The organism is Paenibacillus sp. XP01, from assembly GCF_057364885.1.
In genome coordinates this window covers 4,529,801-4,553,335 of record NZ_CP139481.1, presented here as the reverse complement: position 1 = coordinate 4,553,335, position 23,535 = coordinate 4,529,801, and the positions used below count along the sequence as shown (strand labels likewise).

Here is a 23,535-nt window from a genome sequence, read left to right as displayed (position 1 = left end):
TGTGTTAACCTTCATCAACTGGATTTCGGTCTGGGCCATTCCGGTTATCATCGCGTTTATACCATTATATGCGTTCGCCAAAAAGGTACCGGTTTATGAATCCTTTGTTGATGGAGCCAAAGAGGGATTCGGAACGGCGATCAGCATCATTCCGCATTTGGTGGGCATGATGGTAGCCATCAGCGTGTTTCGCGCTTCGGGTGCGCTCGATTTCGTCATCAGCCTGATCGCCCCGCTGTTTTCCTGGATGGGGGTCCCGGGCGAAGTGCTGCCGCTGGGCATTTTGCGCCCGCTGACCGGCACGGGATCACTTGCTTTTACGACAGATCTGATCAAAACCTATGGGCCCGACTCCATGATTGGCAGAATGGCTTCGACCATCCAGGGAAGCACGGACACGACGTTGTATGTGTTGACCGTCTATTTTGGAGCGGTGGGCATACGAAATGGCCGGTATGCTCTTAAAGTGGGGCTCTTTTCCGACGTTGTCGGATTCATCGCTGCGCTTGCCATCTGTTTGATTGTGTTTGGTTAAAAAATGTTGCTTCTCTTCCGATATATCAGATATGCTAGATGGATAGCGTGGGAGAGGAGAACAACAGATGCAGAACCAATGGAAACGTGTGCTTCGATTCGGCATGTCGGGAATGGTTGCAATGGCGCTGCTTGCGGGCCAAACGGGCATGGCTGCCGCCCAGTCCACAAGCACCATTCATTTTACGGGTTATTTCGATCAACAACTGCGCGAAAAGCTGGCGATCTCGGCCGACTCTTTTCCTGTTGTGAACGTTCGATGGATCAAACAGGACGAGCCTGACGCGGTTTATTACGATGTCGGTACGTCCATCCTGGTTGCTAAAGATATGGTGTTGACCAACTATCATGTGGTGCAGGATTATGCGGAGCTTCCGAAAGGCGATGAGGCGACGTTATCCATTGCCAGTCCGGCCGATCCGGAACAACCCATCAAAGCGGCCATTATCAAAACCGACCCGGTGACGGATATGGCCCTGCTGAAGTTGGAGAAACCGCTGGATGCACAGCCGGTTACGTTCGCCAATGCCAAAGACAACCAGATCGTTTACACGATCGGTTTTCCGGAAAATCCGGACGGCGATTTGTTGTTGTTAGGAGAGGAGTTTCCTTCCACCTATAACACGATTGCCAAGAGCCGTGTAGCCGATGCAGCCGCAACGGACGTTCCGGGCAAAAAGGGCATCGGCAGCATTGTGAAAGCGATGGCTCAAGGAAATTCCGGCGGCCCGGTGCTTAATCAGAACAACCAGGTTGTCGGGATGATGACCTTTACGTACGGGGGACGCACCTATTACATCACATCAAAAACGCTGCAGTCCTTTATTAACGGCGGCGCATCCGCCGCTTCATCCAAAAAAACGGTGGTTGTGCAAGGAAAAGTGAACTAAACGATTTCTGATCGATTTGGCGGCACCATATTGAGCTGGTCCGGAAAAGACTCGTTTTTCAAGCCTGTTCCTATGCAGGAGCTTGAAGGCGGGTTTTTTATTTGGCAGCATTATGAGAAGAATAGAAAGCATGAGCGATATCCAGTTTGCCATTTGAACGGATATTTCTTGTGATTTCTGCCCTTGATGGGTATCATTAGGGTGAGGTGACATGACAAACATGGAAAGATTACAAAAAATTATTGCACAGGCAGGAATTGCATCCCGCCGCAAAAGCGAGGAACTGATCCTGTCCGGCAAGGTTGAAGTTAACGGGGAGGTCGTAACCGAACTGGGTACGAAAGCGAACCCCGACGAGGATATTATCACGGTAAACGGCAAACCGATCCGCAGCGAGAAGAAAGTGTACTTGCTGATGAACAAACCGAAAGGCGTCATTACAAGCGCATCCGATCCGGAGGGCCGCAAAATCGTATCCGATTATCTCAAAGGTGTGAAGGAACGTGTCTATCCTGTAGGCCGTCTGGATTACGATACCGAAGGGCTGCTGATCCTGACCAATGACGGTGAGTTTGCCCACTTGCTGACGCATCCGAAGCACCATGTTCCCAAAACGTACCTCGCTACGGTGAAAGGTGTGCCGCACGGCAGCGAATTGGAGAAATTAAGGGACGGCATCATGCTCGAAGACGGGATGACCGCACCTGCTGAAGTGGAATACAAGGATGTGGACCCGAATGGCAAAGAGGCTGTCATTTCGATTACGATCTACGAAGGCCGTAACCGTCAAGTCAGACGTATGTTCGAAGCGATCAACCATCCGGTGACCCGGCTGAAGCGGATTGCGTTTGGCGGCATTTTGCTGCAAAACCTGAAGAGAGGGCTCACGCGTCCGCTTACCAAAGAAGAGGTGAACAACCTGATCCAGCTCGCCAAATCGGAACCAGCCAAAAAAATGAAAAAAAGGTAAACGAAGGACACACAAAATTCATAAAATCGCCGCGGATTTGTGACGAAATTCGTTATAATTGTTCATAGGATGTTCACAGAAATATCGATGAACAGGAAAAAGCATGGGAAGAACCAGTCATTCAAAAGGGGAGCGGCACATGGGGAAATCAAGAAGAACGGTGCAAATCGTCATTTTGTTATTGATCCTGGTGTTGGGCGGATACGCCATTTCCACGTCCGTATCCGGCTCGAACGGCAAGCCGAGAGAAGGGGACAAGGCTCCTTCTTTTGAATTGCTGGGCCTGGATGGTCAGGTACATGCGTCCGATGAGTATGAAGGGAAGGCCTTGGTCATTAATTTCTGGGGAACTTGGTGCGAGCCTTGCGTCAAAGAAATGCCTGCCCTTCAAGCTCAAGCGGACAAATGGAAAGACAAAGGCGTTCAATTCATCGGCATTAATGCTGGCGAGGATCGGATGACCGTTGAAAATTTCGTGCAGCAGCTTGGCATTACATTCCCGATTATGCTCGACCGTGACAAAACTTCGATCCGGAATTATGGCATATCGCCGATGCCAACCACGTTTTTTGTATCGAATACGGGCAAAATCTCGACCATTCACATCGGTCAGCTTGATCTGAACACGCTTGACGCGAAAATTTCGCAACTGGCCAATCAGCCCTGACAGGAGGTCTAGTCGTGTTCCAAAATACGAAATGCGAATGCGGACACCAGAATCCGACCGGCACCGTGTTGTGCGAAGCATGCGGAAAGCCGCTGCTGGAGGCGGAAGCCCAATCGAACGAAGTGCTCGAGATGCGTTATGACGGCATGGCGAGACGTTCACAACGAAAGAATCCCAATATCATCGATCGCGTTTGGAACTTTTTTTCATCCGTCAAGATCGCCGTGTATTTGATCGTGCTCACGCTGCTCGGCTCGATGCTGGGAACGATTTATCCTCAGGAAAGCACTTTTCTTAATATCGATCCTTCCGTGTATTACAAAGAAACCTACGGGCAATTGGGGCATGTTTATTATTTGCTGGGGTTATCCCATACATATGAGTCATGGTGGTTCATTCTGCTGCTTGTCATGATCGGTGCTTCGCTGGTTATATGCAGCCTTGACCGGGTCCTTCCGCTGTACAAGGCACTGAACAAGCAAAAAATACGTAAACATATGCAGTTTCTGACGAGGCAACGACTCACCTACCAAGGCCACATTGATGAGGCTGCCGAAGATTGGATTACGAAAGCGGTTACGCCGCTGAAAAAGAAAGGATATCGCGTACACACCGAAGGCGGTGCATTGCTTGCCGAGAAGCAGCGATTCAGCCGATGGGGACCTTATGTCATTCATATCGGCTTGATCATTTTTTTGCTGGCCGTGCTTGCGCGAGGTTTGCCTGGTCTGAATCTGGACGAGCATGTCGCATTTCCGGAAGGGGAGATCCGAAAAATCCCCAATACGTCCATGTACTTGAAGAACGAGAAGTTTACGGTGGAATTTTACGACGAGAACGAGGTGCCGGAGCAGTTCCGCAACTTGAACAAAACCGTGCCGAAACTGTTTGAAACCAAAGCGGTCTTGTACGAATGTACGGCCGATTGTTCCGATTTAACCAAGGAACCCCGGCTCGTCGAGGTTGCGAGGCATGATATCAGGGTGAATGACCCTTTGAATTACAAGGGCTTGAAGGCATATCAATTCGATTATGATTTAACCCCGACCCTTCGTTCGGTTACCCCGGAGCTGGTCAGCGCATCGACAGGTGAAAAGTTCGGCTCGATTAAGCTGGATATGGTGGATACACAGCAACAATTTGAAGCTGGGCCGTATACGATCGAGGTCAGGAAAAAATTTATGGATTTCGCGCTTGACGAGCAGGGCGAGCCGATATCCAAATCACCATCGCCGAATGCACCCGCTTTTTTATTGCACATTGCGGGCCCGGAGCTCCCGGATGACGGCATCCAGTATTTGTATTTTCCAAAACAGATCGACCAGCAGCGGTTTCAACAGGACGAAATCAACAAACAGCTTGTCGGTGGAGAGGTGCCGCTGCGGCTGGAAGTGGACAGCATGGACAACGTTGACATCATCCCATCGATAAGCTACTTGAACATTCGTGTCGACAAAGCAATGCCCTTCGTTTGGGTCGGGGCCGCAATTATTATGCTTGGTTTGATTATGGGATTTTATTGGAACCACCGCCGCATATGGATACGCATCGACGACGGCCGGCTTACGCTCGGGGGACACACGAATAAAAACTGGTTCGGTTTCCGGCGTGAAGTTGCTGCCATTTTACAGCATATGAATCTGGAGGCGCACGAAAAGTCGTTGGATAACGGGGGGAATCGGGCATGAGCTTATTGGATTTCAGCAGCGATGCATTTATCGTATCCTTTTTTCTGTATTGTGCAGCGTTTTTGTTATATGCCGTCGCCGTAATGGGCAAGAAATGGAGCAATCGCGAACCCGAAAAGCATGTTGCGCAGTGGGGCAAAAGGGCTTTCGTTGCTTCCATCGTTGCACTGATCGCCCACTTGGCATTTTTTGCGACCCGCTGGATGGGGGCGGGACATATTCCCGTCAGCAACATGTACGAGTTCATGAGCTTTCTATCCATGATGATCATGGTTGCGTTCATCGTCGTCTATGCGATTTACCGCAAATCTTTGCTTGGTTTGTTCGCTTTGCCGCTGACCATCCTCATCATGGCCTATGCCGCCGTGTTTCCGCAGGAGGTGCAGCCGCTGATTCCTGCGCTGCAGTCGATCTGGCTGAAAATTCATGTAACGCTGGCTGCGCTCGGCGAGGCATTTTTCGCCGTCGGTTTCGCCGCCGGCTTCATGTATTTGCTGCGCACCGTAGATTTCAGCGGCAAAGACAAAAACTCGCGCCGCCAGCGCGGCTGGGTCGAGTTCACGATGGTCACCATCGTCGTTGTGATTGGTTTTATCGGCGTGGTTTTCGCGTTTCGCGGTGCGGGATATGAAGCAGTATTCGTGCAAAAGCCTGCTGCCATTGACACAGAGGTACAGGAAAATAGTACAATAGATAAAGTGATTTATCGCATGCCCCCCATTTTTGGACCATACAATAGTGAAGTGGAGAGCATGAAACCGTTTCTCGGCATGAAGCAACCGCTGCTGGAGACACCATCCTGGATGAACGGGGTCAATGCGGGACGCAAACTAAACACCGTAGTTTGGTCCATCATCGTTGGCCTGATTCTCTACGGCATCATCCGACTGATTGTAAGAAGGCCGTTAGGACAAGCTTTGCAACCGCTGCTGGACGGCATCGATGCGGACGATCTGGACGAGATCAGCTATCGGGCCATCGCGATCGGTTTTCCGATTTTCACGCTTGGGGCATTGATCTTCGCGATGATCTGGGCACAGATTGCCTGGAGCCGGTTTTGGGGGTGGGATCCCAAAGAGGTATGGGCGCTCATTACCTGGCTATACTATAGCGCTTATCTGCATTTGCGTTTATCCCGCGGATGGCAGGGACGGAAATCGGCATGGCTTGCAGTACTGGGATTTTTGGTCGTCATGTTTACGCTGGTCGGCGTGAACTTGATTATTGCCGGCCTTCATTCCTACGCTGGAGCGGACTAGGACGAAAAGTCGGGCGTTTGCTCTACGTTCCGGCAAGAAACGATGGAATACACATGCGGCTCCTGCGTTCAATCGGGGCATTCAAATATTGTTCGCAAAGTCGAACATAATAGAAGTGGATAAGCAGTTATTGCAAAGGGGCTGGATTTTGGAATGGCAGAACATGAGAACCGCATTCTGGTCGTGGATGACGAAGAGCGAATCCGCAGACTGTTAAAGATGTATCTTGAAAAAGAAGGATATGAAATCGATGAAGCCGAGGATGGGGAAACGGCGCTGCGAAAAGCGACTTCAGGGGAATATGGGTTGATTCTGTTGGACGTCATGTTGCCAGGCATGGATGGTGTGGAAGTATGCACCCGTTTGCGACAGGTCAAGTCGACCCCCGTCTTGATGCTTACGGCCAAGGGAGAAGAGATTAACCGGGTACAGGGCTTTGAGGTCGGAGCGGATGATTATGTCGTTAAACCGTTTAGCCCGCGTGAAGTCATTTACCGGGTAAAAGCGATCCTGCGACGCTCTTCCGCGACGGCTTACCTGTCCAAAGAAAGCAATTCCAGCAACAATATCGTCTTCCCTCATCTGGTCATCGAACACGATGCACATCGCGTGACAGCCGGCGGGGAAGAGATCAGTCTGACGCCGAAAGAATACGAATTGTTGCATTATCTGGCAACATCGCCCGACAAGGTATTCTCCAGAGAAGAACTGCTTAAAGATGTTTGGAATTACGAATTTTTCGGTGATCTTCGTACCGTCGATACACATGTCAAGCGCTTGCGCGAGAAATTGAACAAAGTATCGCCGGAGTCGGCAGCGATGATTACGACCGTTTGGGGTGTCGGGTATAAACTGGAAGTTCCGAAGTAGTTTCGCTTTCTGGAGGTCACTGGTCGGGAAGCTGTGGCTAACCATTATTAGCCTTGTGGGTTGTGTACTTATTGCGTTAGGTCTTTTTTTGCTGCCTTATATCGATACCAATTTTGCGGAATCCGAGTCGCGTGACATCAAACGTCTGTTTACTTATGTCTGCATCATCGGATTCAGCTTGACGACATTTTTTGCGCTCTTTTTGTTTACGAAAATCACGCAGCCGATGCAGCAGCTGATTCAGGCGGCCAATGCCATTCGAAAGGGAAACTACGGCACGCGTTTGTCTCTGGTTACGAGCGACGAAATCGGAGAGCTCGCCAACACGTTCAATCACATGGCGGCACAATTGGAAGACAACATTCGCAATCTGAATCATGAAAAGGAGCATTTGGCCAGCGTCCTGAGGAGCATGACGGATGCAGTCGTGACATTTGACGGCGAAGGCAAGATTATATTGACCAACCCGCCTGGAGAGAAGATTATGCAGGCGTGGGAGTCGCTGGACTGGGCCGGAGAAGAGGAGGCAGGCGAACCGGCACATAGGGGCGCTTCATCCCGGGATGTTCCCGAGCCGTTGATCCCTTTGTTCAAGAAAGTGATGGAAGATGGCGAGGATCAGAGTTCGAACGTTCATGTCCAGCAGGGCGTCTGGTCCGTGCAGATGGCCCCGCTGTACGAGGACAGCGTGGTTCGAGGAGCGGTTGCCGTACTTAGGGACGTTACCGAGGAAGTCAGGATGGAAAAGATGCGCCGCGATTTTGTCGCGAACGTGTCTCACGAAATCCGTACTCCTTTATCCATGATGCAAGGGTATAGTGAGGCTTTGTTAGACGGGATGGCGGCTTCGCCGGAAGAAAGCGAAGAACTGATCCAAGTTATCCACGACGAATCGCTGCGTATGGGCAGATTGGTCAAGGATCTCTTGGATCTGGCCCGCATGGATGCGGGACACACCGATATGGCCATGAGGGAAATCAATCTGGTCGAGTTATTGGAACGGATATACCGCAAGTTTTCGGTACGTGCAAAGGAACAGGGGATTCAGCTTCATTTGCGCTGCGAGCAGCCTGTCATCACGCTTTACGAGGCGGACGAAGATCGGTTGGAGCAAGTGTTCACCAATCTGCTCGACAATGCCTTCCGCCACACGCCTTCGGGCAAAAATGTATACATTGAGGCTGGCGCACTGACAGACAATCGAACCAAATCAGCCAAGATTGTCATTCGCGACGAAGGAGCCGGCATACCGCCATCGGATGTCCCGTTTATATTTGAGCGGTTTTACAAGGCGGACAAAGCGCGTGTACGCGGCGAAAGCGTAGGGACGGGGCTTGGCCTCGCCATCGTGAAGAATATCGTCGATGCCCATCAAGGCTCGATTACCGTCAACAGCGCGCTTGGGAAAGGAACCGAGTTTATTCTGCTTGTTTGAATTCCCGAAAGAACTGCAAAATTCGGTAGAATCCCTACCTATGAGCGGTCTTTATACAATAAATGCGAAAACACCCTCTCTTCCAGGGGTGTTTTTTTGTTGAACGCTACCGTTTAATCTTGTTCAACGTGGAACACAAAAAAGAGTCGAACCTTTGAAGGGTCGACTCTTTTCCTAAAAATACAATATGAATGACTACTCCAACACAATCTCTACCGCCGTATTCAATTCCGGCAGTGCAGTCAGCTGGACGAGCACCTCTTTCGGCACTTCCTTGTCGACCGTCAGAATCATGATGGCCTCGCCGCCGATGATTTGGCGTCCAACCTGCATGGAGGCGATATTCACATCATTTTGACCAAGCAGTGTGCCGACACGTCCGATAATCCCAGGCTTATCGTTATGCGAAATAAGGATTTGATGGCTTTCCGGAGCGATATCTACCGGGAATTTGTCCAAACGGACAATGCGTTCGCCGTAGCCTGCGAGCAAGGTGCCTGCCACGCGCCGCTCTTGTGCATCCTGGGTCGTTACGAGCGTTACCGTGATCAGGTTTGTGAAACCTTTGGTTTTCGACGTTTGGCTTACGACGACGTTAAGATCGCGCGTTTTAGCCAAATGCATGGAATTGACGATGTTGGCTTCCGGTCCGAGATGTCTTGCAAGCACGCCTTTGACAATGTAGCGAGTTAGAGGAGAGATGTCCACCTCTGCCAAATCGCCGGCATATTCGACGCGAATTTCCTGAACGGCTTGCTGCGTGATTTGAGCGGCGAAGCTGCCAAGGGTCTCGCCAAGTTTGAAGTATGGCTGCAATTTGTTCATGACGGATGGAGCCACGGCTGGCATGTTTACCGCATTTTTAAACGGCTCGTTGCGCAAGATATGCAAAACCTGCTCCGAAACGTCAATCGCTACGTTTTCTTGGGCCTCAACGGTCGAAGCTCCCAAATGCGGTGTCACGATGATGTTTGGATGGTTCAGAAACGGGTGGTCTGCAGCTGGCGGTTCCACTTCAAAGACGTCGAATGCCGCACCGGCTACGATGCCTTGATCGATCGCTTCAACCAGCGCCATTTCATCAATGACTCCGCCACGGGCACAGTTGATCACGCGCATTCCTTTTTTCATGACTTCAAATTGTGGTCTGGAAATCATGTGGCGGGTTTCCGGCGTCAACGGCGTATGAACCGTCATGAAATCCGCATTGCGGATAATGTCATCCACGCTTGCCAGCTTGACTTGAAGTTTCTCCGCGCGTTCTTCAGTCAAGAACGGATCATAAGCAAGAATATCCATGCCGAACGCTTTGGCGCGTTTGGCCACCTCGCTGCCGATTCTTCCCATTCCCAGCACGCCGAGCGTTTTGTTGCGCAATTCGACGCCAAGGAAGGTTTTGCGATCCCATGTACCTTGTATCGTTTTGGCATAGGCCTGCGGGATATGGCGTGCCAAAGCCATCATCATTGCGAATGTGTGTTCACAGGTTGTGATGGTATTGCCGTCAGGTGCATTAATCACGATGATTCCGCGTTGAGTTGCGGCTTGAAGGTCGATATTGTCGACGCCAACGCCGGCACGTCCGATCACCTTGAGATTCGAGCCTGCTTCCATGATGCGTTCCGTTACACGCGTCTGGCTGCGAACGAGGAGAGCGTCATATTCGCCAATGATGGCAACCAGCTCGTCTTCGCTAAGCCCGGTCTTTTTCTCAACTACCACATCATTTGCTTCCACCAGCTGCTGAATTCCCAGATCACTGATCGGGTCTGATACTAACACTTTGTACATGGTTTCTTCCTCCTTGAAATGGTTATCTATGATCGTCAAGGTCCAGTCCCTATCAAAAAGGTCTTTTCCTTAAAACCGGATGGATTCTTCCGCTCGACAACGCGGTGTCGCAGTAGAGAAGGCGGGTATAGAAAATAGGATGGTGACCATTCCTGCTATTCTTCATGCGAAATCAAAAAAACTCCCAATCCACATACTGCTTGCGCAATAAGGGACGAGAGTTATTCGTGGTACCACCCTAATTCACCGTCGCTTCGCAACGACAGTCTTAGCGGTCATATAGACCGAAGAGGTTAACGGGTCTTAACCGGCTGCACCTACTCCAATTTCAACGCAGCAACTCAGGAGCGCTCAAGAACATTTGCCTGCCACCGATTTGCACCAACCATCGGCTCTCTGAATGTACAATGCAATGTCTTTTTTCCATCATCGTGTTTGGCTTGACTAATTTTTTCATAATGTATCATGGCTGACATGAGCATGTCAATAGGCTTGAACATTTTCATGGAGATGCGGATATTGTCGATGTAACAAGGATTAGAAACCATGATAAGACATTATTCGAACAATAAAATAAGGGTTTGTTTTTTTGGGGAAGTGAAAATGGATGAGCCATCGTTCTTTTTGGCCGAAAATCCCGAAAAACCGGGACTTGAGGCAGGTCTTGAATCGAATTGTTTTTTTGGATATCATTTAGTATACTATCCAGTTGGGCAAACATGGTTTGTTACGACAAATATGAAATCAAAAGGACATGCATCCAGGATGAAAAAGCCGAAGTTTCGCAAATTCAAGTTTCAAAAAGTGCAGCCGCAGCAGCTCACCGAACGTTTGCTCTTGGTGAATCTGTATTTTACGCAAGGTTTGACATTGGTTATCGGGGTCATCTGGGTTTTGTTGCAAAAAAGAAACTTGCTGGAAGTGCTGGCTTTGCCTGAACAAATCCATTTTGTCTGGTGGGGGCTTGGTTTGGCCGGCGTGATGCTTGTGATGGATCTTGTGCTTTCCTATGTCATTCCACAGGAAAGCATGGACGACGGCGGAATCAATGAGATGCTTTTCAAACATCGCCCGGTGTGGCACATCATATGCATCGCGGCCATCGTCGCGATATGTGAAGAATTGTTGTTTCGTGGTGCAATCCAGCATGCGATCGGGCCTTATTGGACCAGCATCGTTTTTGCAGTGATCCACATTCGCTATTTACGCCATTGGATTCCAACGGGATGGGTATTTGTTTCGAGCTATGGGTTGGGATACATCTACATACAATCCGGAACCCTGTGGGCACCGATCTTGTGTCATTTTGTCATTGATCTGGTGTCCGGTCTAGCCATACGTTTTCGGAGGGGATCATGAATCAGCAGTTAAGCAGAATAAAGACATATGGCAGTCAGCGTACTCGCCAATCGGAGAAAAGCAAGTCGCAAGATCGCTTGCTCGAACCTCACGAGGTGGTCTCTGTCGTCGAAACAGCCGTGATCGCTGAGGAAGCAGGCCAAGTGCAATTGACTTCCATATCCGTGCCGAGATCAAAGCGCAAGGCGCTTGCCTCTTCTTTGGAAAGCCCTGTGCTTCCAAGTCGAATTCCTGCTCGTTCCAAAAAAACAAAACAAGCGAACGGGGATGAGGAGTCGACGGTTGTCGCTGAAGAGCTGCCGACGCGTACCCAGTTGCATCCGTCCAGACGTTTACGTTTCAGCAAACGTTTTGTCAACTCGCTCATTTTTATCTTTGTGATGTTGACCATCAGCTTGGTATGGTGGGGGATTAAGGGGGCACCTGCGCCAAGCACGTTCTTGCCTTGGTGGCCTTCATAATGGCATTTTCCTGTTTTTATGCAGAATGAGTTGGCGTCTTCACGCAAACAATACTCTTGCTTTTACAAAATGAGGAGGTTGGTTTGATGAAGGCGTCATCCTTTTTATTTGGAGTGGTCATTGGAGCTGTGGCTAGTTCCTGGCTGGCCAAGGGCAAAATCCCGATGTTTTCCTCCGGTTCTTCCCGCATGATGGATCAGGCCAAGCACAAAATGATGGAAATGACTTTCCCCGGCATGGATGGGTTCAGTGCCAAACAGAACGGGCACCACGACTCTGATCGGAATTCGGCGAAAAAAGCCGCCAGAACCGTATCTCCGAAAGAAAAAGAAGAGAACATGGGCATGCTCATGGATTTCATACGAACAAATCCGGATGTCAAACGTGAAGTAGAGCAGATCTTGAGCCAAACCAACACGACAATTCCCGGATTATAATCGTAAATTCGGATTGGGAATCAACCACAGCTTTATTTTTGTGGATTGATTCTTTTTTTGTCGATTTTACTTCGTGCAATTGAAGGCATAAAATGATAACATGTCTACATAGATTTATTTTCAGCACATATTGTTTGGTGCTTCATAATCTGTTATAAGACTTGCTTATAAAGGGGAGATCCTGTATGAAAATAGAACGTTTAAGTCACGATAAGATACGGATTTTCCTGACCTTTGACGATCTGAGCGAGCGCGGAATACAAAAAGAAGATATGTGGCAGGAAATACCCAAGGTTCATGAACTGTTCACCGAGATGATGGATCAGGCCTATTCCGAGCTTGGATTCGATGCTACAGGTCCGCTTGCCGTTGAAGTGTTTGCACTTCCCGCTCAAGGCATGGTTGTCATTGTGACCCGTGGGAAATACGATCCGCAGCAATATGGCTCAGGTCATGAAGATGATCTGCCTGAGGAAGTATACGAAATGGAAGTTACTCTGGAGCAGAGCGATTCCATCGTGTATGCGTTCAAAGATTTCGAGGTACTGATCGAAGCGGCTCATATGCTTCGTGAGCATGTTACGGATGCAGGAAGACTATACTCTTATAAGGATCGCTGGTTCCTGCATTTTGAACCAGACGAAGTAGATTCGAATAAACATGCGGCATTGATCGCGCTGCTCGCCGAATTCGGCGAAGGCTCTTCCGTTACTCCGGCAGTGATGGAAGAATACGGAAAAGTGGTCATGCCTGAGCAGGCCATTGAAGTGATCTGCACGCATTTTAAACGTCAGGATTAAGTTCCAGTTGTATACGCGTCTTAGTCAGGGGAGGGAATTTCGGTGCTTTTGTTTTCGGTTTTAGCGGCAGCAGTAGCTCCGGGTCTCGCCTTGTTAACATATTTTTATTTGAAAGATCGTTATGATTCCGAGCCGCTTCATATGGTGCTGCGCGTGTTCATCATGGGGGTCCTGATGGTACTGCCCGTCATGATTATCCAGCGAGGCATGATGATGTGGCTCGGCGAAAACCCTTACCTTGAAGCTATCGTCATTTCAGGCGGGGTCGAAGAATTCGTCAAATGGTTTGTGATTTACCATATTATTTATAACCATACCGAATTCGACGAGCCTTATGACGGCATTTTGTATTCCGTGGCAGTTTCGCTTGGGTTTGCTACGGTAGAGAACGTGTTATACGCTTTTGCGGGCAACGCCTCCGTATCCGTCATGTTCCTTAGAGCATTGCTGCCGGTATCGGGGCATGCGATGTTCGCGGTCATTATGGGGTATTACCTGGGCAGGGCCAAGTTCACGCCAGACAGGAAACGCTGGTTTCTTGCGCTATCCCTGATCCTTCCGTTCTTTTGGCATTCGCTGTACGACGTCATCATGAACACGATGGTGAACAATTGGTTATGGTTCATTGCACCGTTGATGGCAGGGTTGTGGTACGGGGCCATTGGCAAGATTACGCGGGCAAACAACCGCTCACCTTTCCGTTATTTGAAGCGGGAGGAAGAGGTTAAATTGTGAATATTTGGACACACTGGTGGCATGGAACGCTTAACGCGTTACGGAGCCTCGGTGTGTTTTTTAATGCCCGGGAGTTTGAAAGAGTGGAAACGGAGAGTCAAAAGTCATGAGGATCAAAATCAAAATCAGATGCCAACGGTGCGGAGAGCGATTCACGTTAAGGGGCAAGAGGGAGCGGGGGAAAATCGAGACGGGATTCAAGCAATGCCTCTGCGACAACCGCGATCAATTCGAAATTGAAGAGGTTGGTGACAGTTCCCCGGCCTAGTACTGGAATTCGATGCATAAGAGCCCTTTCTTCGATCCACAATATAGACAGTGGTCCAGAAGAAAGGAGACTATACCGATGTATAAACGTCTAAGCTCAGTCATGTTCCCGGTATGCGCGATCCTGTTGATCGGTGCCCTGGTGTGGGGCTACCAAGAGAATCAGGAAAAAAACGCGATACTGATCAAAGCGGAAAACCAGTATCAGCGCGCTTTTCACGATCTGTCTTTTCATATGGACAAGCTGCATTCCGAGATCGGCAATACGTTAGCGGTTCATTCGACCTCGCATGGAATGCATCGCAAAGGCTTGATGAACGTATGGAGGCTTACGAGCGAAGCGCAGAATGAGATCAACCAGCTTCCTTTGACCATGCTGCCGTTCAATCAAACCGAAGACTTTCTGTCCCGCATTTCGAATTTTGCCTACAAGACATCCATGAGGGACTTATCGAAAGAGCCGCTGTCGGAGAAAGAAATCGGGAATTTGAAACGATTGTATGAAAATTCATCCGAGATCACAAAAAATTTGCAAGACGTTCAACAAAAAGTCATCTCGAACCGGTTGCGCTGGATGGACGCTGAAACCGCCATGGCCACGGAGGAAAAAGCGATGGACAACACCATCGTGGATGGCTTCCGTACCGTTGACAAAAAAGTTGGTGAGTACCCTGAACTGGATTGGGGACCATCGGTGGCCAGCATCTATTCCAAACGCACGGTAAAAAAACTGAGCGGTCCGCCCATGACCAAAGAACAAATCAAAGAAAAGGCTGCCAAGTTTGCCGACGCGGACGCCAGCAAGGTTCAAGTTCAAGAAAACGGCAAAGGGACGGAATGGGAATCTTACACCGCCACGGTCGAACACGCCAAAGACAAAAGGGTAACTATGGACTTCACCCGTAATGGCGGCCTGCTGATTTCATATAATGACACCCGTCCGGTGGGAACGAAAAAGATTTCACGCCAGGAGGCCGTGGCGAAGGCAGAGCGCTTCCTCACCAATAAGGGATACAAAAATATGAAGGCCGTGAACTATGACGAATTCGGAAACATGGGAAATTTGACATTTGTGCGCCAGGACGGGGACACGTTGATCTATCCTGAGAAGATGGCCGTTCGCGTAGGTCTCGACAACGGTGATGTGACCGGTTTCCAGGCTAGCGATTTCGTGTATGAGCACAATGACAAGCGCCAGATTCCCAAAGCCAGCATGACCGCAAAACAGACGCGCGAAAAGCTGAATCCGGATTTCAAGGTCAATTACGCCCGCAAAGCGTTGATCAAAAACGATGACGGCAAGGAAGTATTGTGCTACGAATACGGCGGCCGGATCAATGGCTCCAAGTACCGCATTTACTTAAATGCCGATAACGGTGTTGAAGAAGCGATCGAACAAATCAAACCTATTAACGCTGCAACGCGTTGAATTGAGCATAAGACAAAATGACAGGCCTTTTCGGGCCTGTTTTTTTGTTGTCCAATGTGAGAAGCATCATGGTATAATACTTTCGTACATACGAAGATTATAAGGCTAAGGTGGCGGTGACAGCTTGTATCCCAAAATCAATGAAGTTCTATATATTCAGATTGCGTCTGCAGACGAGAAAGAAGCCGGCAAGGAATTCAAATCCCGCATCGCCGACGAAGACCAGAACAGTTTTTTGATCGAGGTCCCGATGCAGCAGGGTAGCAGCCGACTGAAAAGGCTCTATTTTGGCGAAGAGTTGTCGATTTATTACATGAATGAAGAAGGCGTGCGGCATTTTTTCAATACTTACGTAACCGGCTTTGAGGAAGACGTCGTCCGATTGGTAAGAATTCGCAAGCCGCAAGCGGACGATATTACCAAAATCCAGCGTCGCAGCTTCTTGCGCGTTCGCGCCAGCCTTGAAATCGCCATCCAGGCAGAGGATTTGAACCGGGCGGTGGCCCTTACCGATGACATTGGCGGGGGCGGTCTATCCATTTTTGGCGAATCCGGGTTCTCCATTTCGGAAGGACAGAAGCTGAATTGCTGGCTGCTCATCCCTTACCGCAATTCCACGATCGAACACGTCCCGTTCGAAGCCGAGGTGGTCCGGATCAAAACGCTGGAAAGCGGGAGGCTGCTGCACATGCTCAAATTCACCCAGATCACGGATTCCGAACGGCAGAAAATCATTAAATTTTGCTTTGAGCGGCAGCTTGAGTATCGAACCAAATAAAGCTTCTGCGTGTTTCGCGCGTTGGAATAAAAAGGAGTTCCGCCGGGCAACGTAAAAGAAAAACGGGGGATTAGCCTTGGAACGAGACCATACATCTCATCGCCGTGTAAGGCTGTATTGCGAACTGTCGGACCGATTGGAAAAAAGGGCACTTAAACTGATCGGCATACTTGTGGTACTTCTCGTCGCGTATCAATTGCTGATGCAGGTGCCTTGGTTGAATAAGTACCTGACCCCGATCGGCCGTATGGAGGGCACGCCCGTCCGCATGCAGGATCCAGCCGAGGTTCAAGGCCATTGAACTTGCCTGTTTTTGCATCCATGTGCATAGTGTGGTATAATTTTCACGATGCAGGCAATGCCTGTGTTTTTTAAATATCAGACAAGAAACAAGCCCGAGCGCTTATGCTTGCTGATATTGCAAGATAAACTGCCGCTAATCGCGGTCCGGCTTCAGCAAAATGCATTATTTTGGCGTTTTTTGAAGCTTATCGTTTGAGGAGGAATGCCCCGTTGGCAAGCCAGAACACATCAGAGAACGGGAAGATGAACGTTGCGATTGACGGACCTGCCGGTGCCGGTAAAAGCACCGTAGCCCGCTTGGTCGCAGAAACGCTAGCGTATGTTTACGTCGATACCGGCGCAATGTACCGTGCGGTAACTCTGCACATGCTGCGGCATGACATCATGCCGGACAACGTGCCGGAGGTACTTCGGGAAGCCCGCGAGCTGAGCATTGATTTACAACCGGACCCCTCCGGACAGAAAGTGTTCTGTAATGGGGAAGATGTAACGATGGAAATCCGCTCTCGTGAAGTAACGGGAATCGTGTCCCGATATGCGCAAATCGAGGGGCTGCGTGCACAACTCGTGGATACCCAGCGGCAAATGGCTTTGCGCAAGGGCGTCGTTATGGATGGACGCGATATCGGAACAACGGTGCTGCCGGATGCAGAAGTGAAGATTTTCATGACCGCAAGCGTACAGGAGCGAGCTCTTCGGCGCTTCAAGGAGCTGGACCCTTCAGATGGATTGACATTGCAGCAACTGGAACAAGATATTGCCACCCGTGACAAACTGGATGCAGAGCGGGAAATTTCGCCGCTTCGTTGTGCCGAGGACGCCATAGTTCTGGATACAACCGAAATGAGCATCCGTGAAGTGGTTGACAAAATTGTTGCTTATTGCACAATGGCCAGAGGAGAGGTAGGTCTATGATTTACACCTTTGCAAAAACGGTTCTGCGGATCCTGTACGCCATCATGTTTCGGCTGGAAGCAGTCGGACGGGAAAACATTCCCCGCGAAGGCGGCGTATTATTATGCTCCAACCATATCAGCAATTTCGATCCGCCGACCGTAGGGATCATGATCCATCGTCAAGTGCGTTTTATGGCCAAAAGCGAGCTGTTTGACATCCCGGTCTTAGGTAAAGTCATTCGGGCGGTTGGCGCTTTTCCCGTCAAGCGCGGGGGCGTTAGCAAAGAGTCCATCAAAACGTCGCTGAATATTTTGCGCGATGGTGAAGTGTTGGGGATTTTTCCTTCGGGCAGTCGTCACAATGACGGCGGGATCGGAAAAAAGGGAGCGGCAAGTTTTGCTCTCCGGAGTGGCGCAACGGTCATTCCGGCTGCTATTATTGGCAATTATAAATTATTTCGTAAGATGAAAGTGGTGTATGGAGCACCTGTCGATTTGGAAGAATTCAAGGACGACCAAGCCGGCGATGCGCTGGAAAGGGCGACCGAGAAAATCATGTCCAAAATCAACGAGATGGTGCGGACAGGCAAGCCGAGCCAATAAAGGTCTGCTTGGAACGACTGAATGCATGATTTCAGGGGGCTGAGGGAAGCTAAGCCTGAACGTTCAGTGCTGAAAGTGTTTTGAACTCTGCCAAGGCAGGTTTGAATATAATGGGGTTTTTGAATTGAGGAGGGTATTTGACATGTCGGAAGAAATCAAGAATCAAGAAGCAACCCAAGATGAGTTGGATCAATTCGTTTCCTTGAAAAAAGGAGATACGGTTAAAGGAACCATCGTCAAATTGGAAGATAACCAAGCTTATGTGAGCATTGGATATAAATATGACGGTATCATTCCAATCCGCGAATTGTCTTCCTTGCATGTGGGCAGCGCATCCGAAGCCGTTGAAGTAGGACAAGAAGTTGAAGCTAAAGTTCTTAGCATCGACGACGAGAAAGAAAAGCTCGTACTGTCCAAACGCGCGATCGACAGCGAAAATGCTTGGGATCAACTGCAGAAGCACTTTGAAGATCAGGATGTATTCGAAATTGTTGTGGCTGACGTCGTTAAAGGCGGACTGGTTGCTGACGTGGGCGTTCGCGGTTTCATCCCGGCTTCCATGGTTGAGCGTCACTTCGTTGAAGATTTCAGCGATTACAAAGGACGCACGCTGCGCGTTAAAGTCAAAGAACTTGACCGCGAAAACAACAAGGTGATCCTGTCCCAAAAGGATGTGCTTGAAGCTGAATTCGAAGCTAACAAAGCACAAGTTATGGCAAGCCTGCAAGAAGGCCAAGTCATCGAAGGTACTGTGCAGCGCCTGACTCAATTTGGTGCATTTGTTGACGTTGGCGGCGTAGACGGTCTGGTTCACGTTTCCGAGCTGGCTTGGACTCATGTGGACAAACCATCCGACGTTCTTTCCGAAGGCGACAAAGTGACCGTAAAAGTGCTGAAAGTTGATCCGGAAAAAGGCAAAATCAGCTTGAGCATCAAAGCGGCGCAACCAGGACCTTGGGAAACTGCCGGCGACAAATTCAACGCTAGCGACATCGTAACTGGTGTGGTTAAACGTTTGGTTGATTTCGGTGCTTTCGTTGAGATTGCTCCAGGTGTTGAAGGACTTGTGCATATTTCGCAAATCTCCCACAAACACATCGGAACACCGCATGAAGTACTGAAAGAAGGTCAGGAAGTTCAAGTCAAAATTTTGGAAATGAACCCTGCCGAACAACGTGTAAGCTTGAGCATCAAAGAAACGGAAGAAGCTCCTGCTCCAGCGCCAAAAGCAGAAAGACCTGCGAAAAACAGCGCACCGCGTGAAGAAATCAACAACCCGAACGTTTCCTTGAGCAATCAAGGCATGAGCACTACGCTTGGCGAACTGTTCGGCGACAAACTCAGCAAATTCAAATAAGCTTTAATCAATGCATGGTTCTTAGTTTATACTGCATATTTTGCTGAACAATAAAGCAAGATCGGCGAGCCCGCTAGGGTTCGCCGATTGTCGTTATATAAAAAAACAACGTACTGAAATTCGCATCATGGAAGGCGAGGGGACTTCCGATAACCGTGGATTCCCTTACCGAAAAACCATTAGCCGAGGCATTTTTCCTTCAGATACAATGTGATGAAAAGTTAGCCAAGACATGCGTTTTTTGCTATGATGGGTATCGAAGTATGGACAAGAGGAGTGGAATGTATGGCAAGACCCGTTGTGGCGATTGTCGGTCGGCCGAACGTGGGCAAATCCACGATTTTTAATCGGATCATCGGCGACAGGTTGGCCATTGTGGAAGACAAGCCGGGAATTACCCGTGACCGTATTTACGGCATCGGGGAATGGAACGGCAAACCATTCAGCATTATCGATACAGGTGGTATCGAAATTGATGGCGAGGACGTTATTATTAAGTCCATCCGGATGCAGGCAGAGCTCGCCATTGAAGAAGCGGATGTTATCGTATTCATGTGCGATGCGAAAACCGGCGTGACCCAAGCCGATGAGGAAGTTGCGCAAATGCTGTACCGCTCGGGCAAACCCATCGTTGTAGCCGTCAACAAAGTAGATAATATCGGGCGAAGCGAGCTGATTTATGAATTTTATTCATTCGGTTTCGGCGACCCTATCGGAGTATCCGGCAGCCATGGTACAGGTATTGGCGATTTGCTGGATGCCATCGTGGAGAATTTGCCCGAACTGGAGGACGATCAATACGACGACGACGTCATTCGCGTAGCCTTGATCGGACGTCCGAACGTTGGGAAATCTTCGCTTGTTAATGCCATCCTGGGTGAAGAACGGGTCATTGTCAGTGACGTTGCCGGCACGACACGCGATGCCATCGATACTCCTTTTGAAAAAGATGGGCAGCGCTATGTGTTGATCGATACGGCAGGTATGCGCAAACGCGGCAAAGTGTACGAGACCACGGAAAAATACAGCGTGATGCGCGCCATGCGCGCCATTGAGCGTGCGGATGTCGTTCTTGTGGTCATCAACGGCGAGGAAGGCATCATCGAGCAAGACAAGCATATAGCCGGTTATGCATTCGAAGCCGGTAAGGCTTCCCTCTTCGTTGTCAACAAATGGGATGTCGTGGACAAAACCGATAAAACCATGCATGAATTCGAGAAAAAGATTCGGGATCATTTCCTCTTCATGACGTATGCTCCCGTGGTATTTTTGTCAGCCAAAACAAAACAACGCTTACAAAAATTGCTGCCGGTTGTGCAGCATGTAGCGCAACAGCACGCTATGCGTGTACAAACGCATCTGCTTAACGACGTCGTATCCGATGCAGTTGCCATCAATCCGCCGCCTACGGACAAAGGACGCCGCATGAGAATCAACTATGTGACGCAGGTTGCCGTCAAACCGCCGACCATGGTTATTTTCGTGAACGATCCGGAATTGATGCACTTCTCGTATGAGCGCTACCTCGAAAACAAAATCCGCGGTGCGTTCGACTTTGAAGGCACGCCAATCCGCATATTTACTCGGAGGAAGTCCGACGAAAGTTAGGGGAGAAGTTTGTGATCTTACAAATCGCAGCGATTGTCCTGAGTTATTTGCTAGGTTCAATCAGCTTTAGTGTCCTGCTGGCAAAAGCAATCCGGGGCATTGACATTCGGCAGCACGGAAGCGGCAATGCGGGTGCAACCAATACACTTCGCATCTTGGGCAAAGGCCCGGCCATTCTTGTACTGTTGCTGGACGTGGTCAAAGGGATTGTGGCTGTATGGCTTGGGATATGGCTTGGAAACGGTTCGGAGTGGACGCCTGCATTTGCAGGTATCGCAGCAATTGCTGGGCATAATTGGCCTCTCTATTTCCGTTTTCGTGGCGGGAAAGGCATTGCCACGGCGATCGGTGTATTGGCGACATTGGCCTTTCCACCCGCATTGTGCGCGGGAATCATTGCGATCCTTTCCATCGTATTCACGCGTTACGTTTCGCTCGGCTCGCTCATTTTCGTGGCGTTGACTCCGATTTTCATTCTGGTATTCCCCGGGTACTCCATGACGATGTTCTGGGGCAGCCTGATTATTTGCCTTTTCGCCTTCTGGAGGCATCGTACGAATATTGTCAAGCTGGCGAAGGGACAAGAAAACAAATTGGGATCGAAAAACGCCGGAGGAGGGAAACGCGTTGTCTAAAAAAGTTGCCGTTCTCGTAGCAGGCAGCTGGGGAACCGCGCTTGCCAGCGTTTTGGCAGCCAACCAGTTGAATGTGGTCATGTGGACGCGCAGCGAGGAACACGCTGCCGAAATTAACGATACGCATGTGAATTCACGCTATTTGCCTGGCGCACAGCTCCCGCCGAACATTCGGGCGACGACAATCATGGCAGAGGCTGTCGAAGGTGCATCCGCGGTGTTGATCGTAGCTCCGTCTTCAGCAATGCGCTCGGTGACCCACCAACTTAAGGCATATTATCGACCCGAAATGTTAATTATCCATGCAACCAAAGGCTTTGAGACCGAGTCGTTGAAACGCATGTCCACGGTCATCGCCGAGGAACTGGAATGCGAGGAAGGAAACATTGTCGTACTGTCAGGGCCAAGCCATGCCGAGGAAGTGGTGAAGCGTTGCCCTACAACGGTCGTTGTTGCCTCCCTGAATCAGAAAGCGGCTGAAGCTGCCCAGGCGTTGTTCATGAACTCGTTTTTCCGCGTGTATACGAATCGGGATATGCTTGGCGTGGAGCTTGCCGGGGCTTTCAAAAACATCATCGCTCTTGGCGCAGGCATGTCCGACGGACTGGAGTTTGGCGATAACGCCAAAGCCGCTCTTCTTACGCGCGGACTCGCCGAAATTACGAGAATCGGCGTTGAAATGGGAGCCAATCCGCTGACCTTCTCCGGCTTGGCGGGTGTTGGCGACCTTGTCGTCACGGCCACGAGCCAACATAGCCGGAATTGGCGAGCTGGCTCGCTGCTGGGTCAGGGCAAAAAGCTGGATGACGTGCTCGCCTCAATGGGCATGGTTGTCGAAGGGATTCGAACCACAAAGGCCGCCTATTTTATTTCCGAAAAGTACGGCGTGCAAATGCCGATTGCCGATCAGCTGTACCATGTTCTGTTCCAAGGACGGGAGCCCCGCGATGCAGTTGAGGCATTGATGGGAAGGGATCCCAAAACGGAGATGGAGAGCATGAAACTCGAAACGTGGGAGCAATGGCATTCCTGATGGATCTGAATAAGACAAGGGGGCCGCGGACTGCGTAGTGGAAGCTTATTCACCCTTTACCTGGTGGACTCATATAATGCACATGAGTATTGCCGGAGGAGGGGAGACGAATGAGCAACATTTCCAAGGATGCACTGAAAGCGATCAATAAAAAAACGGGCAAAACGATTACGGAAGGTGCCGTCAAGAAACTGGCAAGCACGGTTAAACCAACCACGATGCAGAATGAGGCCCAGCTTCGCCAATTGATCAAGCAAGTATCCGCCATGGCCAAGGTTCCGGTATCGGAAGATACGGTGAAGGAGATCGTGAGTGCAGTCAAAAAGAGCGGACTAAACCCAAGCAACATGGAAGCTTTGATGAAGATGATGATGAAAAAACAATAAATCGATTCTGCGTACGCGGATCGTTTTACGAGACAAAACAGGCCGGATCATTCCGGTTTGTTTTTTTGTCTTTTTTTTGGAAAGATGAGCGATGTTTCATGATATAATGTGTGCAATTGTCACTTTCAGTGATGAATGACGGATCGAAGGGGAGACGCTGAACATGAGCGCAATGGACAAGATGTGGCTGTCATTGGTGGCCATTCTAATTATGGGCTTGTCGGTTTTCCTGATTACTTTTGCAAGGGCCAGAACCAAGGGCATTGTACGGGGCATACTGTCGTTAATCGCGTTTCTGGTCATGCTGATTGGGTTTATCGGTGGAATGGCTGCCTTGATTTGAC

At 49.7% G+C, this 23,535-nt stretch carries 25 protein-coding genes and 1 other annotated feature; of the genes, 24 read left to right on the top strand and 1 reads right to left on the bottom strand.

What is annotated here, in order from left to right; translation table 11 throughout:
* Window position 1 precedes the first annotated feature (1 nt).
* The 8 genes from SNR34_RS20445 (at window position 2) to SNR34_RS20410 (ending at window position 8,313) form a co-directional block, all read left to right on the top strand.
* A complete protein-coding gene (locus tag SNR34_RS20445; RefSeq protein ID WP_290371481.1) occupies window positions 2–535 on the top strand; it encodes a spore maturation protein in 534 nt (177 codons plus the stop codon).
* A 67-nt stretch (window positions 536–602) separates the two neighbouring features.
* Entirely contained in the window at window positions 603–1,424 is an 822-nt protein-coding gene (locus SNR34_RS20440) for a S1 family peptidase (RefSeq protein ID WP_236419863.1), read from the top strand.
* A 220-nt stretch (window positions 1,425–1,644) separates the two neighbouring features.
* A complete protein-coding gene (locus SNR34_RS20435) occupies window positions 1,645–2,394 on the top strand; it encodes a pseudouridine synthase (RefSeq protein WP_236419861.1) in 750 nt (249 codons plus the stop codon).
* 139 nt (window positions 2,395–2,533) lie between these two features.
* Window positions 2,534–3,061: a redoxin domain-containing protein gene (locus tag SNR34_RS20430; RefSeq protein WP_236419859.1), complete on the top strand. Its 528-nt coding sequence runs from the start codon at window positions 2,534–2,536 to the stop codon at window positions 3,059–3,061.
* 14 nt (window positions 3,062–3,075) lie between these two features.
* The gene (gene resB / locus SNR34_RS20425; protein ID WP_236419857.1) at window positions 3,076–4,749 is read left to right on the top strand and encodes a cytochrome c biogenesis protein ResB; all 1,674 of its coding nucleotides are present in this window, start codon (window positions 3,076–3,078) and stop codon (window positions 4,747–4,749) included.
* Window positions 4,746–6,008, top strand: a complete 1,263-nt coding sequence (ccsA, locus tag SNR34_RS20420) for a cytochrome c biogenesis protein CcsA (RefSeq protein WP_236419855.1) — start codon at window positions 4,746–4,748, stop codon at window positions 6,006–6,008. Before resB ends, ccsA begins: the two co-directional genes overlap by 4 nt.
* A 153-nt stretch (window positions 6,009–6,161) precedes the next feature.
* A complete protein-coding gene (locus tag SNR34_RS20415; RefSeq protein ID WP_236419853.1) occupies window positions 6,162–6,878 on the top strand; it encodes a response regulator transcription factor in 717 nt (238 codons plus the stop codon).
* Between the two features lie 55 nt (window positions 6,879–6,933).
* Complete coding sequence (locus tag SNR34_RS20410; protein ID WP_486180063.1) at window positions 6,934–8,313, top strand: ATP-binding protein; 1,380 nt, start codon at window positions 6,934–6,936, stop codon at window positions 8,311–8,313.
* 195 nt (window positions 8,314–8,508) lie between these two features.
* Here the strand turns inward: SNR34_RS20410 and serA are convergent, their stop codons facing one another.
* Window positions 8,509–10,104 carry a phosphoglycerate dehydrogenase gene (gene serA / locus SNR34_RS20405; protein WP_236419852.1) on the bottom strand — a complete coding sequence of 532 codons (1,596 nt, stop codon included), beginning with the start codon at window positions 10,102–10,104 and terminating at the stop codon, window positions 8,509–8,511.
* Window positions 10,105–10,311: 207 nt separating this feature from the next.
* Window positions 10,312–10,543 (bottom strand) — a binding site (T-box leader).
* Between the two features lie 326 nt (window positions 10,544–10,869).
* Here serA and SNR34_RS20400 point away from each other — a divergent pair.
* The 16 genes from SNR34_RS20400 to SNR34_RS20325 all read left to right on the top strand — a co-directional run bounded on the left by SNR34_RS20400 (window position 10,870) and on the right by SNR34_RS20325 (window position 23,534).
* Window positions 10,870–11,463 carry a type II CAAX endopeptidase family protein gene (locus SNR34_RS20400; RefSeq protein WP_236419850.1) on the top strand — a complete coding sequence of 198 codons (594 nt, stop codon included), beginning with the start codon at window positions 10,870–10,872 and terminating at the stop codon, window positions 11,461–11,463.
* On the top strand, window positions 11,460–11,924 hold the full coding sequence (locus tag SNR34_RS20395) for a hypothetical protein (protein WP_236419848.1): 465 nt from the start codon (window positions 11,460–11,462) through the stop codon (window positions 11,922–11,924). The genes SNR34_RS20400 and SNR34_RS20395 overlap by 4 nt, the downstream gene beginning before the upstream one ends.
* A gap of 86 nt (window positions 11,925–12,010) precedes the next feature.
* The gene (locus SNR34_RS20390) at window positions 12,011–12,361 is read left to right on the top strand and encodes a hypothetical protein (protein ID WP_236419846.1); all 351 of its coding nucleotides are present in this window, start codon (window positions 12,011–12,013) and stop codon (window positions 12,359–12,361) included.
* 185 nt (window positions 12,362–12,546) lie between these two features.
* Window positions 12,547–13,161 (top strand): genetic competence negative regulator, encoded by a 615-nt coding sequence (locus SNR34_RS20385; RefSeq protein WP_486180062.1) that lies wholly within the window; start codon window positions 12,547–12,549, stop codon window positions 13,159–13,161.
* A 42-nt stretch (window positions 13,162–13,203) separates the two neighbouring features.
* A complete protein-coding gene (gene prsW / locus SNR34_RS20380; protein WP_236419842.1) occupies window positions 13,204–13,896 on the top strand; it encodes a glutamic-type intramembrane protease PrsW in 693 nt (230 codons plus the stop codon).
* 346 nt (window positions 13,897–14,242) lie between these two features.
* Window positions 14,243–15,592 carry a germination protein YpeB gene (gene ypeB, locus SNR34_RS20375; RefSeq protein WP_236419840.1) on the top strand — a complete coding sequence of 450 codons (1,350 nt, stop codon included), beginning with the start codon at window positions 14,243–14,245 and terminating at the stop codon, window positions 15,590–15,592.
* 124 nt (window positions 15,593–15,716) lie between these two features.
* Window positions 15,717–16,370, top strand: a complete 654-nt coding sequence (locus SNR34_RS20370) for a flagellar brake protein (RefSeq protein WP_236419838.1) — start codon at window positions 15,717–15,719, stop codon at window positions 16,368–16,370.
* A 76-nt stretch (window positions 16,371–16,446) separates the two neighbouring features.
* Complete coding sequence (locus SNR34_RS20365) at window positions 16,447–16,671, top strand: hypothetical protein (protein ID WP_486180061.1); 225 nt, start codon at window positions 16,447–16,449, stop codon at window positions 16,669–16,671.
* 212 nt (window positions 16,672–16,883) lie between these two features.
* On the top strand, window positions 16,884–17,588 hold the full coding sequence (gene cmk / locus SNR34_RS20360) for a (d)CMP kinase (RefSeq protein WP_236419835.1): 705 nt from the start codon (window positions 16,884–16,886) through the stop codon (window positions 17,586–17,588).
* On the top strand, window positions 17,585–18,172 hold the full coding sequence (locus tag SNR34_RS20355) for a lysophospholipid acyltransferase family protein (RefSeq protein ID WP_236419833.1): 588 nt from the start codon (window positions 17,585–17,587) through the stop codon (window positions 18,170–18,172). The genes cmk and SNR34_RS20355 overlap by 4 nt, the downstream gene beginning before the upstream one ends.
* Before the next feature lie 142 nt (window positions 18,173–18,314).
* Window positions 18,315–19,529, top strand: coding sequence for a 30S ribosomal protein S1 (gene rpsA, locus SNR34_RS20350; protein ID WP_236419831.1), 1,215 nt, complete (start codon window positions 18,315–18,317; stop codon window positions 19,527–19,529).
* Between the two features lie 285 nt (window positions 19,530–19,814).
* Entirely contained in the window at window positions 19,815–21,137 is a 1,323-nt protein-coding gene (gene der, locus SNR34_RS20345) for a ribosome biogenesis GTPase Der (RefSeq protein WP_236419829.1), read from the top strand.
* 11 nt (window positions 21,138–21,148) lie between these two features.
* Window positions 21,149–21,772, top strand: coding sequence for a glycerol-3-phosphate 1-O-acyltransferase PlsY (gene plsY / locus SNR34_RS20340; protein WP_343260965.1), 624 nt, complete (start codon window positions 21,149–21,151; stop codon window positions 21,770–21,772).
* On the top strand, window positions 21,765–22,805 hold the full coding sequence (locus tag SNR34_RS20335; RefSeq protein ID WP_236419826.1) for an NAD(P)H-dependent glycerol-3-phosphate dehydrogenase: 1,041 nt from the start codon (window positions 21,765–21,767) through the stop codon (window positions 22,803–22,805). The genes plsY and SNR34_RS20335 overlap by 8 nt, the downstream gene beginning before the upstream one ends.
* A gap of 110 nt (window positions 22,806–22,915) precedes the next feature.
* Window positions 22,916–23,191, top strand: coding sequence for a stage VI sporulation protein F (locus SNR34_RS20330; RefSeq protein ID WP_236419824.1), 276 nt, complete (start codon window positions 22,916–22,918; stop codon window positions 23,189–23,191).
* Between the two features lie 163 nt (window positions 23,192–23,354).
* Window positions 23,355–23,534: a DUF2768 family protein gene (locus tag SNR34_RS20325; protein WP_236419822.1), complete on the top strand. Its 180-nt coding sequence runs from the start codon at window positions 23,355–23,357 to the stop codon at window positions 23,532–23,534.
* Window position 23,535: the final 1 nt, after the last annotated feature.